The organism is Variovorax sp. RA8 (assembly GCF_901827175.1).
GTDB lineage: Bacteria > Pseudomonadota > Gammaproteobacteria > Burkholderiales > Burkholderiaceae_C > Variovorax.
The window spans coordinates 3,386,667-3,401,120 of record NZ_LR594662.1 but is presented as its reverse complement, the minus strand read 5'-3'; the positions used below and the strand labels follow the sequence as shown (position 1 = coordinate 3,401,120).

The 14,454-nt window shown below is 68.2% G+C and carries 15 protein-coding genes; 13 read left to right on the top strand and 2 right to left on the bottom strand.

The genetic code is table 11. The features are described 5' to 3' along the window. The first annotated feature begins 13 nt into the window (after positions 1 to 13). The 12 genes from E5P3_RS15895 (at position 14) to E5P3_RS15840 (ending at position 11,975) form a co-directional block, all read left to right on the top strand. Entirely contained in the window at positions 14 to 1,483 is a 1,470-nt protein-coding gene (locus tag E5P3_RS15895) for a M20 family peptidase (RefSeq protein ID WP_162586853.1), read from the top strand. A gap of 35 nt (positions 1,484 to 1,518) precedes the next feature. Next, complete coding sequence (locus tag E5P3_RS15890) at positions 1,519 to 2,694, top strand: acetyl-CoA C-acyltransferase (protein WP_162585707.1); 1,176 nt, start codon at positions 1,519 to 1,521, stop codon at positions 2,692 to 2,694. A gap of 13 nt (positions 2,695 to 2,707) precedes the next feature. Beyond that, positions 2,708 to 4,540 carry an acyl-CoA dehydrogenase gene (locus tag E5P3_RS15885; RefSeq protein ID WP_162586852.1) on the top strand — a complete coding sequence of 611 codons (1,833 nt, stop codon included), beginning with the start codon at positions 2,708 to 2,710 and terminating at the stop codon, positions 4,538 to 4,540. Beyond that, positions 4,540 to 4,743, top strand: coding sequence for a hypothetical protein (locus E5P3_RS15880; RefSeq protein ID WP_162586851.1), 204 nt, complete (start codon positions 4,540 to 4,542; stop codon positions 4,741 to 4,743). The genes E5P3_RS15885 and E5P3_RS15880 overlap by 1 nt, the downstream gene beginning before the upstream one ends. Positions 4,744 to 4,835: 92 nt before the next feature. Beyond that, a complete protein-coding gene (locus E5P3_RS15875; protein WP_162586850.1) occupies positions 4,836 to 5,633 on the top strand; it encodes an SDR family oxidoreductase in 798 nt (265 codons plus the stop codon). 1 nt (position 5,634) lies between these two features. Then, a complete protein-coding gene (locus tag E5P3_RS15870; protein ID WP_162586849.1) occupies positions 5,635 to 6,093 on the top strand; it encodes a PaaI family thioesterase in 459 nt (152 codons plus the stop codon). Positions 6,094 to 6,123: 30 nt separating this feature from the next. Continuing rightward, positions 6,124 to 7,140, top strand: coding sequence for an NADP-dependent oxidoreductase (locus tag E5P3_RS15865; RefSeq protein ID WP_162586848.1), 1,017 nt, complete (start codon positions 6,124 to 6,126; stop codon positions 7,138 to 7,140). Between the two features lie 25 nt (positions 7,141 to 7,165). Continuing rightward, positions 7,166 to 8,806: an isovaleryl-CoA dehydrogenase gene (locus E5P3_RS15860; RefSeq protein ID WP_162586847.1), complete on the top strand. Its 1,641-nt coding sequence runs from the start codon at positions 7,166 to 7,168 to the stop codon at positions 8,804 to 8,806. A gap of 22 nt (positions 8,807 to 8,828) precedes the next feature. Continuing rightward, a complete protein-coding gene (locus E5P3_RS15855; protein ID WP_162586846.1) occupies positions 8,829 to 9,767 on the top strand; it encodes a glutathione S-transferase family protein in 939 nt (312 codons plus the stop codon). Between the two features lie 109 nt (positions 9,768 to 9,876). After that, positions 9,877 to 10,782 carry an SDR family oxidoreductase gene (locus E5P3_RS15850; RefSeq protein WP_162586845.1) on the top strand — a complete coding sequence of 302 codons (906 nt, stop codon included), beginning with the start codon at positions 9,877 to 9,879 and terminating at the stop codon, positions 10,780 to 10,782. A gap of 143 nt (positions 10,783 to 10,925) precedes the next feature. Continuing rightward, complete coding sequence (locus E5P3_RS15845) at positions 10,926 to 11,375, top strand: hypothetical protein (protein WP_162586844.1); 450 nt, start codon at positions 10,926 to 10,928, stop codon at positions 11,373 to 11,375. A 240-nt stretch (positions 11,376 to 11,615) separates the two neighbouring features. Further along, positions 11,616 to 11,975, top strand: coding sequence for a DUF1428 domain-containing protein (locus E5P3_RS15840; protein ID WP_162586843.1), 360 nt, complete (start codon positions 11,616 to 11,618; stop codon positions 11,973 to 11,975). Between the two features lie 13 nt (positions 11,976 to 11,988). Here E5P3_RS15840 and E5P3_RS15835 read toward each other — a convergent pair whose 3' ends face one another. Next, a complete protein-coding gene (locus E5P3_RS15835) occupies positions 11,989 to 12,918 on the bottom strand; it encodes a LysR substrate-binding domain-containing protein (RefSeq protein ID WP_162586842.1) in 930 nt (309 codons plus the stop codon). Between the two features lie 124 nt (positions 12,919 to 13,042). Between E5P3_RS15835 and E5P3_RS15830 the strand changes: the two genes are divergently transcribed. Next, positions 13,043 to 13,771, top strand: coding sequence for an FMN-dependent NADH-azoreductase (locus E5P3_RS15830; RefSeq protein ID WP_162586841.1), 729 nt, complete (start codon positions 13,043 to 13,045; stop codon positions 13,769 to 13,771). Here E5P3_RS15830 and E5P3_RS15825 read toward each other — a convergent pair. Beyond that, complete coding sequence (locus E5P3_RS15825; RefSeq protein ID WP_162589707.1) at positions 13,728 to 14,432, bottom strand: glycosyltransferase; 705 nt, start codon at positions 14,430 to 14,432, stop codon at positions 13,728 to 13,730. The genes E5P3_RS15830 and E5P3_RS15825 overlap by 44 nt on opposite strands. Between the last annotated feature and the right edge of the window lie 22 nt (positions 14,433 to 14,454).

The window sequence follows — 14,454 nt, the reverse complement described above, 5'->3', positions numbered from 1 at the left end:
GCGAAGGCAGGCCATGGTCAAACGGGTGTTGGTAGTGCTGCTGCTGGCCGTGCTCGTGCTGGCGGCGGTGATCGCGGGCAATACCTGGCGCCGGCCTTCGCTGCAACTGCAGGTGCCGCCGGCCCCGCGCGTGGAGATCGACGAGAAAGCCGCCGCCGAGCGTCTTGCGGGCGCGATCCCGATCCGTACCGTCTCCGGGATGGAAGGCCTCCAGTCCGACGGGCAGGCCTTCAAGGAACTGCACGCCTACCTGGCGCAACAGTTCCCCAAGCTGCATGCCACGCTGAAGAAGGAAGTGGTGGGCAACAACGCGCTGCTCTACACCTGGACCGGCAGCGATCCGACGGCCAGGCCGATCGCGCTGATGGCGCACCAGGACGTGGTCCCCATCGCGCCCGGGACCGAGAAAGCCTGGGCGAGCGAGCCCTTCAGCGGCCAGATCAAGGACGGCTTCGTCTGGGGCCGCGGCACCTGGGACAACAAGGGCAACCTGCTGGCGCAGATGGAGGCCGTCGAGATGTTGCTTGCGGGTGGCTTTCAGCCGCGCCAGACCGTCTACCTGGTCGCCGGCGACGACGAGGAGGTCAGCGGCCTGCGCGGTGCCAAGCCGATCGCCGAACTGCTGAAGTCGCGCGGCGTGCGCCTCGAATGGGTGCTCGACGAAGGCCTGCTCGTCACCGAAGGGGTGCTCGCCGGGCTGGACAAGCCGGCCGCCCTGATCGGATTGGCCGAGAAAGGCTACGGCACCTTCTTCCTCTCGCTGGACCAGCCGCCCGGCCACTCCTCGATGCCGCCTGCGCATAGCGCCATCGGCAGCATAAGCACTGCGTTGGCAAAGCTCGAAGCGAACCCGATGCCGGCTGCCATCGGCGGCGTGGCGGGCGAGATGTTCGCCACGCTGGCGCCCGAGATGAACGGCTTCAACCGCGTCGCGCTGTCCAACCTGTGGCTGTTCGGACCGCTGGTGCGGGGCCAGCTCGAGAAGGGCACGAGCAGCAACGCCATGCTTCGGACCACCACGGCGCTGACCGTCGTGCGCGCCGGCAACAAGGACAACGTGCTGCCTGGGCGCGCCGAGGCCGCCGTCAACTTCCGCGTGCTGCCCGGCGACAGCCTGGCCTCGGTCGAAGCCCATATCCGCAAGACCATCGACAACGACGCGATCGCCATCAAGCCCTATCCCGGCAACTCGGAGCCTTCGCCGGTCTCGTCGACCGACAGCCTCGGCTACCGCACCATCGCCCAGTCGGTGCGCCAGGTATTCCCCGATGCCATCGTGGCACCCGGCCTCATGATCGCCGCGACCGACTCGCGCCATTTCTCGATCCTGAGCGACGCGGTCTACCGCTTCTCGCCAGTGCGCGCGCGGCCTGAAGACCTGTCGCGCTTCCACGGCACCAACGAGCGCATCTCGATTGCCAACTACGTCGAGATGATCCGCTTCTATCACCAGCTGCTGCGCAACACCGCGCAGCCTCAGTAAACCTTTTCCCTCTCATTTCTGCAAAGGACCTCACCATGACCCGCGCCGTCATCGTCTCCACCGCCCGCACCCCGCTCGCCAAGAGCTGGAAAGGCGCCTTCAACATGACGCACGGCGCCACCCTCGGCGGCCATGCCGTGCAGCACGCCGTGGCGCGCGCCGGCATCGACGCCGCGGAGGTCGACGACGTCATCATGGGCTGCGCCAACCCCGAGGGCGCCACCGGCGCCAACATCGCGCGCCAGATCGCCCTGCGTGCCGGCCTGCCCATCACCACCGCGGGCATGACCATCAACCGCTTCTGCTCCTCGGGCCTGCAGACCATCGCGACCGCCGCGCAGCGCATCGTGGCCGGCGAGGGCGAGGTCTACGTGGCCGGTGGTGTCGAGAGCATCTCCTGCGTGCAGAACGAGATGAACAAGCACATGCTGGCCGACCCCTGGCTGGTCAAGCACAAGCCCGAGATCTACTGGAACATGCTGCAGACCGCCGAGCAGGTGGCCAAGCGCTACGACATCGGCCGCGACGCCATGGACGAGTACGGCGCCGCTAGCCAGCAGAAGGCCGCCGCCGCGCTCGAGAAGGGCCTGTTCAAGGACGAGATCGCCCCCATCACCGTGCTGGCCGGCGTCGCCGACCCGGTGCTGGGCCTGCGCACCAAGGAAGTCACGGTAGAGAACGACGAGGGCATCCGCCCCGGCACCACCAAGGAAGGCATCAGCGGCATCCGTCCGGCCATCCCCGGCGGCCTGATCTCTGCGGGCAACGCCAGCCAGTTCTCCGACGGCGGCGGCGCCTGCGTGGTGATGGAGGAGAGCTACGCCGAGAAGAAGGGCCTGAAGCCGCTGGGCCGCTTCCTCGGCTTCGCGGTCGCGGGCTGCGAGCCCGACGAGATGGGCATCGGCCCGGTGTTCGCGATCCCCAAGGTGCTCAAGCGCCTGGGCCTGAAGATCGAAGACATCGACCTGTGGGAACTCAACGAGGCCTTTGCGGTGCAGGTGATCTACTGCCGCGACAAGCTGGGCATTCCGGGCGACCGGCTGAACGTCAACGGCGGCGCCATCGCGGTGGGCCACCCCTACGGCGTGAGCGGCCAGCGGCTGACCGGGCACGCGCTGATCGAGGGCAAGCGCCGCGGCGCGAAGAAGGTGGTGGTGACGATGTGCATCGGCGGCGGGATGGGTGCGGCGGGGGTGTTCGAGGTCCTCTGAGACGAGCACCGCCATGAGCCTTCGCCCAACGCTCGACTTCCTCCTCTACGACTGGCTCGACGCCGAGTCGCTCAACCAGCGCGAGCGCTTCGCCGACCACTCGCGCGAGACCTTCGACGCCGTGCTCGACACCTGCGAGCGCATCGCGCGCGAGAAGTACGCGCCGTACAACCGCATCGTCGACACGCAGGAGCCGCACTTCGATGGCGAGAAGGTAATCCTGCCGCAGGCCACGCACGACGCCCACAAGGCCTTCGTCGAGTCGGGCATGCTGAGCGCCGCGCAGGACTACGACATCGGCGGCATGCAGCTGCCCTACACCCTGCAGGCGGCGGCCAACAGCTTCTTCGCCATGGCCTCGGTCAGCATCGGCTCGAACATGCTGACCAGCGGCAACGCCAACCTGCTGATGGTGCACGGCACGCCGATGCAGCAGGCGGTATTCGCGAAGAACGAGTTTTCCGGCCGCTGGTCGGGCACGATGTGCCTGTCGGAGCCGCAGGCGGGCTCCAGCCTCAGCGACGTCGCGACGCGCGCCGTGCCGGACGGGCCGGACTTCCAGGACGATCCGCTGGGCCCGCGCTACCGGCTCACCGGCAACAAGATGTGGATCTCGGCGGGCGATCATGAGTTGACCGAGAACATCGTTCACATCGTGCTGGCCAAGATCCCGGACGCGAACGGCAAGCTGATCCCGGGCACGCGCGGCATCTCGCTGTTCATCGTGCCGAAGAAGATGGTCGACACGGAGGGGCGGCTCACCGGCCAGCGCAACGATGTCGCGCTCGCCGGTCTCAACCACAAGCTCGGCTGGCGCGGCACCACCAACACGCTGCTGAACTTCGGCGAAGGCAGCTTCCCGGTCGACGGCAGGCCCGGTGCGATCGGCTACCTGGTGGGCCAGCCCGGCAAAGGCCTGCACTGCATGTTCCACATGATGAACGAGGCCCGCATCGGCGTCGGCACCGCGGCCACCATGCTGGGCATGGCCGGTTACCACGCCTCGCTGGACTACGCCAGGAACCGGCCGCAAGGCCGACCCGCGGGCCCGGCCGGCAAGGATGCGGCCAAGCCGCAGGTGCGCATCATCGAGCACGCCGACGTGCGCCGCATGCTGCTGGCGCAGAAGTCCTACTGCGAAGGCGCGCTGGCGCTCGAGCTCTACTGCGCGCGCCTGGTCGACGAGCAGAAGACCGGCGACGCCCAGGCCGCCGACGATGCGCGCCTGCTGCTCGAAGTGCTGACGCCGATCGCCAAGAGCTGGCCCAGCGAGTGGTGCCTGGAAGCCAACTCGCTCGCGATCCAGGTGCATGGCGGCTACGGCTACACGCGCGACTTCCCGGTGGAGCAGTACTGGCGCGACAACCGCCTCAACATGATCCATGAAGGCACCCACGGCATCCAGGCCGCCGACCTGCTGGGCCGCAAGGTGCTGATGGAGGATGGCCGCGGCCTGCAACTGCTGGCCGCGCGCTTCACCGACACCATCGCCCGCGCCGCGCGCGTGCCGGCGCTCGCCGCGCACGCGAAGGCCTTGGCCGAGGCCCTGCAGCACATCGGCAACGCGACCCGTGCGGCCTGGTCCACCGGCAACCCGCAGGAGGCCCTGGCCAACGCCGTGCCGTACATGCAGGCCTTCGGCCACACGGTGCTGGCCTGGATCTGGCTCGACGTGGCCGAGCACGCCTTGCGCAGCGACGGCGCCCGGGCGCTGCCGGCCACCGCCGGGCGCGTCGGCGCCACCGACTATTTCTTTCACTACGAGTTGCCCAAGATCGGCGCCTGGCTCCAGGTGGTGGAGCGCCGCGACCCGACCTGTGCGACCCTGCCCGAGGAAGCCTTCTGATGACCGCCAGCGACCCCAAGCCCCATGCCACGCTCGAGAAGTGGATCTGGATCCTGATCTACGGCGGCCTGTTCCTGCTCATTCTCGGCATTGCAACCGGCCGCGCCAACGAAGTGCTGGGCTGGTCGGTCGCCATGCCCGGCGTCGTGATGGCGGTGGTCGGCGTCGTCCTCATCTACGTTCGCTCGAGGCTCAAGCCATGATCGAGCACGTCGAGGTGTCCGCAATGCCTGGGCACGCTGCGCGAGTCGCGCAGCGTGCTCGACCATGACCCCCTGAACCCGGAGAAGAGACCATGAGTGCACGAAGCATCCAGAAACTGTTCGACCTGAGCGGCAAGGTCGCCCTGGTCACCGGCGGCTCCCGCGGCCTGGGCCTGCAGATGGCCCACGCGCTGGGCGAGGCCGGCGCGAAGATCATGCTGAGCTCGCGCAAGGCGGATGACCTGGAGCAGGCCGCGGCCGAGCTGCAGGCGGCGGGCATCGATGCCCGCTGGATCGCCGCCGACTGCTCGAAGGAGGAGGACACGCGCCGCCTGGCGGACGAGACCCTGGAGCGCCTGGGCGCGGTCGACATCCTGGTCAACAACGCCGGCGCCAGCTGGGGCGCCCCGGCCGAGGAGCACCCGGTCGAGGCCTGGGACAAGGTCATGAACCTCAACGTCCGCGGCTACTTCATCCTGGCGCAGCAGATCGCGCGCGGCTACATGATCCCGAAGAAGAGCGGGCGCATCATCAACATCGCCTCCATCGCCGGCCTGAACGGCAACCCGCCCGAGATGCGGACCCTGGCCTACAACACCTCCAAGACCGCGGTGATCGGCTTCACCCGGACGCTGGCGGCCGAATGGGGCCGCTACAACATCAACGTCAACGCGATCTGCCCCGGCTTCTTCATGACCAAGATGGCGGCCGGCCTGATCAAGTCGCTGGGCGAGGACAAGATGGCCGCGGCGGCGCCGCTGGGCCGGCTGGGCGACGACGAGGACCTGAAGGGCATCACGCTGCTGTACGCCAGCGATGCCGGCAAGCACATCACCGGCCAGTGGCTGGCGGTGGACGGCGGGGTGAGCGTCGTGCTGGGCGCCGCCTGACATGGCCGATTCCGACGACATCAACGTCCGCTCCTACACGAGCCAGATCCCCTTTGCGCGCCACCTGGGCTTCGAGCTCACGAAGTTCGAGGGCGGTGAATCCGAGATCCGCTATACGGCGAAGCCCGAGCACCTCAACACCTTCGACGTGACCCATGGCGGCGCCTGCATGACCTTGCTGGACATCGCCATGGCCGCTGCAGCGCGCAGCCAGACGCCCGAGATCGGCGTCGTCACCATCGAGATGAAGACCAGCTTCATGCGGCCCTCCGTCGGTCCGCTGCATGCGCGCGGCCGGGTGATCCACCGCACCGCAACGCTGGCCTTCGCCGAAGCCACGATCTACGATGAACAGGAGCGCGCCTGCGCCCATGCGACCGGCACCTTCAAGTACGTGAAGCGGCGCCTGCCCACCGGCCCCGGCAGCGCGAATGCCATGCGCCCGCCTTCCACGGATTGAGACCGATCGAGAGAGAAAGAGAGACACCACATGCCCACCAATCGCCAGCAACTGCTCGACAACCGCCCCGACGGCGAGGCCGTCGCCTCCAACTTCAAGCTCGTGAGCGTCGAGACGCCGCCGCTGAAGGAGAACCAGGTCCTGGTGCGACACCACTACATGAGCCTGGACCCGTACATGCGCGGCCGCATGAATGATGCCAAGAGCTATGCCCAACCGCAGCCGGTGGGCCAGGTGATGCAGGGCGGCACTGCCGGCGAGGTGGTCGAGAGCCGGCATCCCAAGTACGCCGTGGGCGACAAGGTGGTTGGCTTCGGCGGCTGGCAGGAATACAGCGTGGTCGATGCCTCGCAGCCGGGCGCGCTGAAGAAGGTGGACACCACGCACGTGCCGCTGTCGCACTACCTCGGCGCCGTCGGCATGCCGGGCGTCACGGCCTGGTATGGCCTGGTGAAGATCATCAACCCGAAGGCCGGCGAGACCGTCGTGGTCACGGCCGCCAGCGGCGCGGTCGGCAGTGCCGTCGGCGTACTGGCGAAGGCGCGCGGCTGCCGGGTCGTCGGCATCGCGGGCGGCGCGGACAAGTGCCGCTACGTGGAGGACGAGCTGGGCTTCGATGCCTGCATCGACTACAGGCAGCATCCCGACGTGAAGAGCATGAGCACCGCGCTCAAGGAGGCCTGCCCCGGCGGCATCGACGGCTATTTCGAGAACGTCGGCGGCTATATCTTCGATGCCGTGCTGCTGCGCGCCAATGCCTTCGCGCGCGTCGCGCTGTGCGGCATGATCGCCGGCTACGACGGACAGCCGGTGCCGCTGGCCAATCCGGCGCTGTTTCTCATCAACCGGATGAAGCTCGAAGGCTTCATCGTCAGCGAGCACATGGAGGTCTGGCCCGAGGCGCTGGCCGAGCTGGGCCAGCTGGTCGGCAGCGGCAAGTTCAGGCCGCGCGAGTCGGTGGCGCAGGGCATCGAGTCGGCGCCCGAGGCCTTCCTGGGACTGCTCAAGGGCAGGAACTTCGGCAAGCAGCTGGTGAAGCTGATCTAGGCTTCATTCGCGCAAGGAGGCCGCGATGGATGCGACGCACGAGGTCTTCAACCAGCCGGAGCCGCTGGCGGACTACAACCTGTTCGACACCAACCGGCCGCTCGCCGATGCGCTGAAGTTCAATGCGCCGCAACTGGAGCTTTCGCCGCTGGCGCATCTGGGCGGCGTGCTCGGGTCTGGCGAGATGCAGGCGCATGCCCGGCTGGCCAACACGAATCCGCCGGTGCTGCATACGCACGACCGCTTCGGCCGGCGCATTGACGAGGTGGAGTTTCATCCGAGCTACCACGTGCTGATGAAAACGGCGGTGGGGGCGGGCCTGCACGGGACGCCGTGGACGGGCGCATCAATGTCGCCGCACGTCCAGCGCGCGGCCGGCTTCATGCTCTTCACCGAGCTCGAGCCCTCCATCCTGTGCCCCATCTCGATGAGCTACGCCGTCACCCCTGCACTGCGCGGCAACACGGCCATCCATGCCGACTGGGGTCCCAAGCTCGCGAGCCTCTGGTACGACCCGGCCCTCAAGCCCTGGCGCGACAAGCCCGGCGTGACCATGGGCATGGGCATGACCGAGAAGCAGGGCGGCTCCGACGTGCGTGCCAACACCACGCGCGCCGTACGCGCCGGCAGCGACGCCTGGGGCGAGCGCTACGAGATCACGGGCCACAAGTGGTTCTTCTCCGCACCGATGTGCGACGCCTTCCTGGTGCTGGCACAGGCCCCCGCAGGCCTCAGCTGCTTCTTCCTGCCGCGTGTGCTGGAGGACGGCAGCCGCAACGCAATCCGCATCCAGCGCCTGAAGGACAAGCTGGGCAACAAGGCCAACGCCAGCTCGGAGGTCGAGTTCCACGGCGCCAGCGCCTGGCTGGTGGGCGAGGAGGGCCGCGGCATCCCGCAGATCCTCGAGATGGGCACCATGACCCGCCTCGACTGCGCCCTCGGCACCAGCGGCCTGATGCGCCAGGCGCTCGGCCTTGCGCTGAACCATGCGTCGCAGCGGCAGGCCTTCGGCAAGCCGCTCCTCGCGCAGCCGCTGATGAAGAACGTGCTGGCCGATCTCGCCCTCGAAAGCGAAGCGGCCACCGCGCTGGCGATCCGCCTGGCGCGCGCCTTCGATCGCCCGCAGGACGCGCACGAGCGCCTGATGGCGCGCCTGCTCACGCCGGTGGCCAAGTTCTGGATCTGCAAGCGCGGCAGCCATTTCGCGCAGGAGGCGATGGAATGCCTCGGCGGCAATGGCTACGTGGAGGAGGGCGGCGAAGGCGTGATGGCGCGCATCTACCGCGAGATGCCGCTCAACTCGATCTGGGAAGGCGCCGGCAACATCATGGCGCTCGACCTGCTGCGCGGCCTGCGCAAGGGCGATGCCGTCGCCGCGCTGGCGCAGGAGCTGAAACCCGCGCGCGGCAGCGACGCGGCCCTCGACCGGCTGGCCGACGCGCTGCCCGCGCGCATCGAAGCCATGGCCACCGAGGCCGAGGCGCGCCGCCTCGCGCAGGACGTGGCGCTCGCGGTGCAGGCCGCGCTGCTGGTGCAGACCGCGCCCCCTGCGGTCGCGGGAGCCTTCTGCGCCTCCCGCATCGCCGGCGACTGGGGCCATGCCTTCGGCACCCTGGGCGCCGGCACCGATTTCGATTCCATCATCGCGCGCGCCCAGCCCCGCTGAGCGGCAAGGAAGCTAGGACCTCATGCCAGACCTGATCCTCCACCACTACGCCACGTCGCCCTTCTCCGAGAAGCTGCGCCTCGTCCTCGGCTACAAGAAGCTGGTCTGGAAGTCCGTGATCATTCCGCAGATCGCGCCCAAGCCCGACCTGGTCGCGCTCACCGGCGGCTACCGCCGTGCGCCCGTGCTGCAGATCGGCGCCGACATCTACTGCGACACCGCGCTCATTTGCGACGTGCTGGAGCATGTCGCGCCGCTGCCCTCGCTCTATCCCGAGCCGGGCAAGGGCCTGGAGCGCGTGGTCGCCCAGTGGGGCGACACCATCCTCTTCTGGGCCGCGATGGCTTACAGCTTCAGCGGCAAGGGCGCGGCAGACCTGTTCGCCAAGGCACCGCCCGAGGCGGCGAAGGTCTTCGGCGAGGACCGCAAGGCCATGAGCGTCAACATGGTGCGGCACCGCCCGGGCGATGCGGCGGCGGCGTACAAGTCCTACCTGCGGCGCATGTCCGACATGCTCGACGACACCGATTACCTGGTCGGGGCCTATCCCACCGTGGCCGACTTCGCCTGCTACCACGCGCTGTGGTTCACCCGCAAGCGCACGCCTTCCATGGCCGGCATCCTGCAGATCACGCCCGCGGTGACGGACTGGATGGACCGCATGGCCGCCATCGGCCACGGCACGATGGAGACCTTCGACGCCGCCCAGGCCATTGCGGTGGCGGCCGCCAACACGCCGCACACGCTGCTGTCCGACAGCACCTTCCAGGACGAGCACGGCATCCCGCTGGGCACGCGCGTCACGGTCGCTGCGGAGAGCTTCGGCACCGAGCCCACCGAGGGCGAGCTGTTGGCCGCTACCCGCACGCACTACACGCTGCGCCGCACCGACCCGCGGGCGGGCACGGTGCATGTGCACTTTCCGCGCATCGGGTACACGCTACGCAAGGTCGAAGGCTGAATCGAACACGGGAGCCGAACGCAGCAGTCGCAGAGGTTACGCAGAAGTCGCGGGAGGACAGCCAGAATTTTGAAATGTCTTCTTCTGCGACTTCAAACCAGGACCCCCAATGATTCAAGACTTCCAAGGCACCACCGCCGTCCTCACCGGCGCCGGCTCCGGCTTCGGCCTCGAATGCGCGCGCATCGGCGCGGCGCGCGGCATGAACCTCGTGCTGGTCGACGTGCAGCAGGACGCGCTGGACAAGGCCCGCGCCGAGATGGAGGCGGCCGGCGCCCAGGTCATGGCGCGCAAGGTCGACGTGGCCAACGCCGCGCAGATGGAACAGCTTGCAAGAGACGTGAAGGAGCGCTTCGGCGCGCCGCATTTCGTCTTCAACAACGCCGGCGTGGGTGCCGGCGGGCTGGTGTGGGAGAACACTGTCGCCGACTGGGAATGGGTGCTCGGCGTCGACCTCTGGGGCGTGATCCACGGCGTGCGCCTGTTCACGCCGATGATGCTCGAGGCGGCTGCTGCCGACCCGTCCTGGCGCGGCCACATCGTCAACACCGCCAGCATGGCGGGCCTGCTGACGCCGCCCAACATGGGCATCTACAACACCGCCAAGGCCGCGGTGGTGAGCCTCACCGAAACCCTCTACCAGGACCTGAAGCTCATCACCGACCAGGTGGGCGCGAGCCTGCTGTGCCCGTACTTCGTGCCCACCGGCATCACCAGCAGCGAGCGCAACCGGCCGGGCGGGCTGCCCGCCGACAAGCCCACCCGCAGCCAGCTGATCGGCCAGGCCATGAGCAACAAGGCGGTGAGCAGCGGCAAGATCACCGCCGCGGAGGTGGCACACAAGGTCTTCGAGGCGATCAGCGCCAACCAGTTCTACGTCTTCAGCCACCCCAAGGCACTGGGCAACGTCAGGAGCCGCATGGAGAACATCGTCTCCGTCGCCAACCCGGCCGATCCCTTCCTCGAGCGGCCCGAGATCGGCGCGCAGTTGCGCGCCCAGCTGCGAGGCGGCTGAGCGCTCGTCCGTCGCGCGCGGCGCGTTGGGCGCCCGGAGTCGGAATCGGAGTCGGACATTGGAGGGCAGGCGCGTAGGCCGCCGCTGGCAGACAGTTCACCTGCTTTGGTGAAACTGGCCGGATGTTGAACCATGCCTATGCCATGCCCGACGCCCCGCGGCGCAACTACGGACCGGTGCATCAGCACCTCACCAAGGCCGATCTCGGCGCCCAACTGGCGCGGCGTGCCGACGAATGGGTCCGGCAGGCCACGCCCGCCGAGCTCTTGAGCGTCTTGCTCTCAGGCGGCCTCAGCCCCGTCATCGTGGAAGAGGACGGCCAGGTCCGTACCGGCATCGAGCTCGGCGAGCATCCCGGCGTGCTGTCGAAGCTCGGGATCATCTGGTCGGACCTGCCGCCGGCGGAAACCTTGCCCATCGTCGCGCTCGTGTGGGAGGCGACGCCGCCGCCGCCGGACAGCCGCCTGTGGGAGGCCTGGATCGCCCTCGACGGTCATGTGCGCGAAGGCGCGCGCCGGTTCCTGCACGACGAGATCAACCAGAACATCCCGCTGTTCGAAGCCTGCGCCGAGTCCTGGCTCCGCGAAAAATAGGCCCTTCGTTGTATCTGTTGCATTTAGTTGTAACCCACTGCTTCTTCAGCAGGCAATCTGGCGGGAGGCCCCGTGGGACAAGGCTTCGCGAAGTTGCTCCGGTACTTTTCCACAAGCTTGTCCACCTCCGGGGGGGACATGTCCAGGGCGCGCCGGGCATCCTTCGACATCGTGCCGGCACTTGCGATCGCGCCGAGGCGCACTACGCTTGAAGGCACCCCACAATCCTAGGAGATCCGCATGGCTTACGTCGATGGATATGTTCTTCCGGTCCCCAAGCGCAATATCGAGCAGTACCGCGAGATGGCCACGAAGGCCGGCAAGATCTGGCGCGAGCACGGCGCCGTCGAGTACCGCGAGTGCGTGGCCGACGACGTGAAACCCGGCGAGCTCACGTCCTTCCCTCAGAGCGTGAACCTGAAGGACGACGAACTGGTGGTCTTCTCGTACATCGTGTTCGAGTCGCGCGCGCACCGCGACGAGGTCAACGCCAAGGTGATGAGCGATCCGCGCCTGGCCGACATGATGGACCCGAAGACCTTGCCCTTCGACGGCAAGCGCATGTTCTGGGGCGGGTTCGAGACGCTGGTCTCGGTCTGAGCCCTGGGCCGCCTCAGTCCTTGCCGGCCTGCGCCGCGATCCACGCCCACACGGCGCGGATCGCGGGCTCGCGTTCCCGGCCCTTGGCGGTGGCCAGGAAATAGCGGCCGGTGTCGAGCGCGGGACCGAAGGGTTGCACCAGCGCACCGCTGCGCAGTTCCTCGGCCGCGAGCGTGAGGCTCAAGAGCGCCACGCCGTGGCCTGCCAGTGCGGCGAGCATCGCGTGGGTCTCGTCCGAGAACGAGAGGCCGGCGGACGCCTTCGAACGAGGCCTCGCCGGCATCGCGAGGCCTGCTTCCGCGAACCAGCGCGGCCATTGCGCGGGCGCGCTCGCGTGGGGCTGCCAATCGCTGTGGATCAGGCGGTGCTGCGCCAGATCCCGGGCGCGCTTCAGCCCCAGTCGCGGGCTGCACAGCGGCGCATAGCGCTCGGGCATCAGCTCGGCCGTCGCGAGGCCGGGCCAGTCGCCCTGGCCGGAGCGGATCGCGAGATCCGCATCGCCGCGCGCAAGATCGACGAGCGTGTCGCTTGCATGCAGCCGCAGCTCGATGCCGGGGCAGGCCAGGCGAAAAGCCGCGATCCGCGGCAGCACCCATTTCGCGACGAAGGCTGTGTTGGCCGTGAGCGTGACCGTCTCGCCTTCGATGCGCATGCGCAAGGCCTGCACGCCGGCCTCCAGCGTGTCGAAACCTTCGCGCAACGCGTGGAACAGGCGCAGGCCCGCGGGCGTCAGCACCAGCTGACGCGTCATGCGCCGGAACAGCGGCTGGCCCAGCGTGCTCTCGAGGCCGCGCACCTGGTGGCTGATGGCGGTGGGTGTGACCGAGAGCTCGGCCGCAGCGCGCTGGAAGCTGGCATGTGCGGCAGCGGCTTCGAAGGCCCGCAACGAGGACAGCGGCGGCAGGCGGCGGGCCGGCCTGATGGATGAAATGGTCTCACTCATGAGGAAGAAATCGTCGTTTGTGATGAGCCCGGCGTGAGCCTAGATTCGGGCCAGGCCTGGGTGTCCCGCAAAGGTACGACACACGAGCCATTCTCATCCATTGATTCCAAGGAAGGCCATCTTCATGAACACGCTTCTGCACATCGACGCCAGCGCCCGGCCGGGCCGCTCGGACGTCGATGCCCATGGTTCCCATACACGCCGCCTGTCCGCGCGCTTCGTCGAGCGCTGGCGTGCCGCACGTGCCGAGGATCGCGTCGACTATCTCGACGTGGGCAGCCATCCGCCCTCGCCGGTGTCCGGCGCATGGGTCCACGCCGCCTTTACGCCGCCGGCCGCGCGCGAGTCGTGGATGCAGGAGGCGCTGGCCGAGAGCGATGGCCTGCTGGACCGGCTCATCGCCGCGGACCTGATCGTGGTGGGCCTGCCCATGTACAACTTCGGCGTCCCGGCGCAGTTCAAGGCCTACATCGACAACATCGTGCGCGTGGGCCGCAGCTTCGGCTTCGACCGCGCGCGCGGCGAGGTGCCGTACTGGCCGATGCTGGACACGGGCAAGCGCCTGGTGCTGCTGAGCTCGCGCGGCGACTTCGGCTACGGCAAGGGCCAGCGCATCGCGCATCTCAACCACACGGAAGCCAGCGTGCGCTCAGTGTTCGGCTACATCGGCATCGACGACGTGCACGAGATCGCGGTCGAGTACGACGAGTTCGGCGGGGAGCGGCTGGCGCAGTCGCTGGCGCAGGCCGAGCGTGCCGTCGATCGCCTGGTCGACCAGCTCTCGGCCGGAGACGGCACAAAAGCGCGGCTCACTCCCGCCAGTGCTCCGCCACCCAACCTGCTGAACGGATGAAGCGCAAGGCCCGGTTGCGCTGGCCCGCGAGCGCGTCCGGCGGGTTGCACTCGCCATGGAAGATCACGATGCGTGCCTCGGGCGGGACGAAGGGCGCGCGCCAGTAGTTGGTCGGCCATGCCGGGATGCTGCGGTACTTGAAGCTCGGGCACCAGGGCGCCGGCCAGTATTCGAGCTTGCCCTGGCGGTGCAGAAAGTCGGAGAGGTAGGCCTGCTCGTTGCGGAACGCCGCGCGCACCTCGGCGAAGTTGTTGCGGAAATACTCGAGCACATCCGCATGCGCGCCGATCTCGAAGCGGTAGACCGAGGAATTGCCCGTCAGGCGGTGCTTGCGCTTGTAGTCGCGGATGATGAGGAACTTGCCCGGATGGTCGAAGAATGGATCGAGTCCGCCGACGATCACCACGTCCAGGTCGAGAAAGAGCGCCGTGCCGCGCAGGCCGTACAGATCCGCGGAGAAGGCGGCCAGCTTGTTCCAGCCGCGCTCGGGAATGCCCTCGGGCAGGTCGAGCGCGGGGATGGGCTGGCACTCCACCTCGGACCGGATGCCACGCGGGTCGTCCGTCAGGCAGGTGAAGCGGAAGCCGCTGAGCAGATGGCGGCGCACCATGGCATACAGGCGGTTGACGTACTCGGGGCCGTACTTGGTGCCCCACTTCATGCAAAGGATGTGGCGGCGCTGC

What these genes read in the sequence shown, in the direction of transcription:
- E5P3_RS15865 (WP_162586848.1), top strand. Translation starts at nt 6,124, where the DNA reads ATGCCCACCAATCGCCAGCAACTGCTCGACAACCGCCCCGACGGCGAG.
- E5P3_RS15885 (WP_162586852.1), top strand. Translation starts at nt 2,708, where the DNA reads ATGAGCCTTCGCCCAACGCTCGACTTCCTCCTCTACGACTGGCTCGAC.
- E5P3_RS15835 (WP_162586842.1), bottom strand. Translation starts at nt 12,918, where the DNA reads ATGAGTGAGACCATTTCATCCATCAGGCCGGCCCGCCGCCTGCCGCCG.
- E5P3_RS15855 (WP_162586846.1), top strand. Translation starts at nt 8,829, where the DNA reads ATGCCAGACCTGATCCTCCACCACTACGCCACGTCGCCCTTCTCCGAG.
- E5P3_RS15895 (WP_162586853.1), top strand. Translation starts at nt 14, where the DNA reads ATGGTCAAACGGGTGTTGGTAGTGCTGCTGCTGGCCGTGCTCGTGCTG.
- E5P3_RS15875 (WP_162586850.1), top strand. Translation starts at nt 4,836, where the DNA reads ATGAGTGCACGAAGCATCCAGAAACTGTTCGACCTGAGCGGCAAGGTC.
- E5P3_RS15870 (WP_162586849.1), top strand. Translation starts at nt 5,635, where the DNA reads ATGGCCGATTCCGACGACATCAACGTCCGCTCCTACACGAGCCAGATC.
- E5P3_RS15830 (WP_162586841.1), top strand. Translation starts at nt 13,043, where the DNA reads ATGAACACGCTTCTGCACATCGACGCCAGCGCCCGGCCGGGCCGCTCG.
- E5P3_RS15850 (WP_162586845.1), top strand. Translation starts at nt 9,877, where the DNA reads ATGATTCAAGACTTCCAAGGCACCACCGCCGTCCTCACCGGCGCCGGC.
- E5P3_RS15845 (WP_162586844.1), top strand. Translation starts at nt 10,926, where the DNA reads ATGCCCGACGCCCCGCGGCGCAACTACGGACCGGTGCATCAGCACCTC.
- E5P3_RS15860 (WP_162586847.1), top strand. Translation starts at nt 7,166, where the DNA reads ATGGATGCGACGCACGAGGTCTTCAACCAGCCGGAGCCGCTGGCGGAC.
- E5P3_RS15840 (WP_162586843.1), top strand. Translation starts at nt 11,616, where the DNA reads ATGGCTTACGTCGATGGATATGTTCTTCCGGTCCCCAAGCGCAATATC.
- E5P3_RS15880 (WP_162586851.1), top strand. Translation starts at nt 4,540, where the DNA reads ATGACCGCCAGCGACCCCAAGCCCCATGCCACGCTCGAGAAGTGGATC.
- E5P3_RS15825 (WP_162589707.1), bottom strand. Translation starts at nt 14,432, where the DNA reads ATGAAGTGGGGCACCAAGTACGGCCCCGAGTACGTCAACCGCCTGTAT.
- E5P3_RS15890 (WP_162585707.1), top strand. Translation starts at nt 1,519, where the DNA reads ATGACCCGCGCCGTCATCGTCTCCACCGCCCGCACCCCGCTCGCCAAG.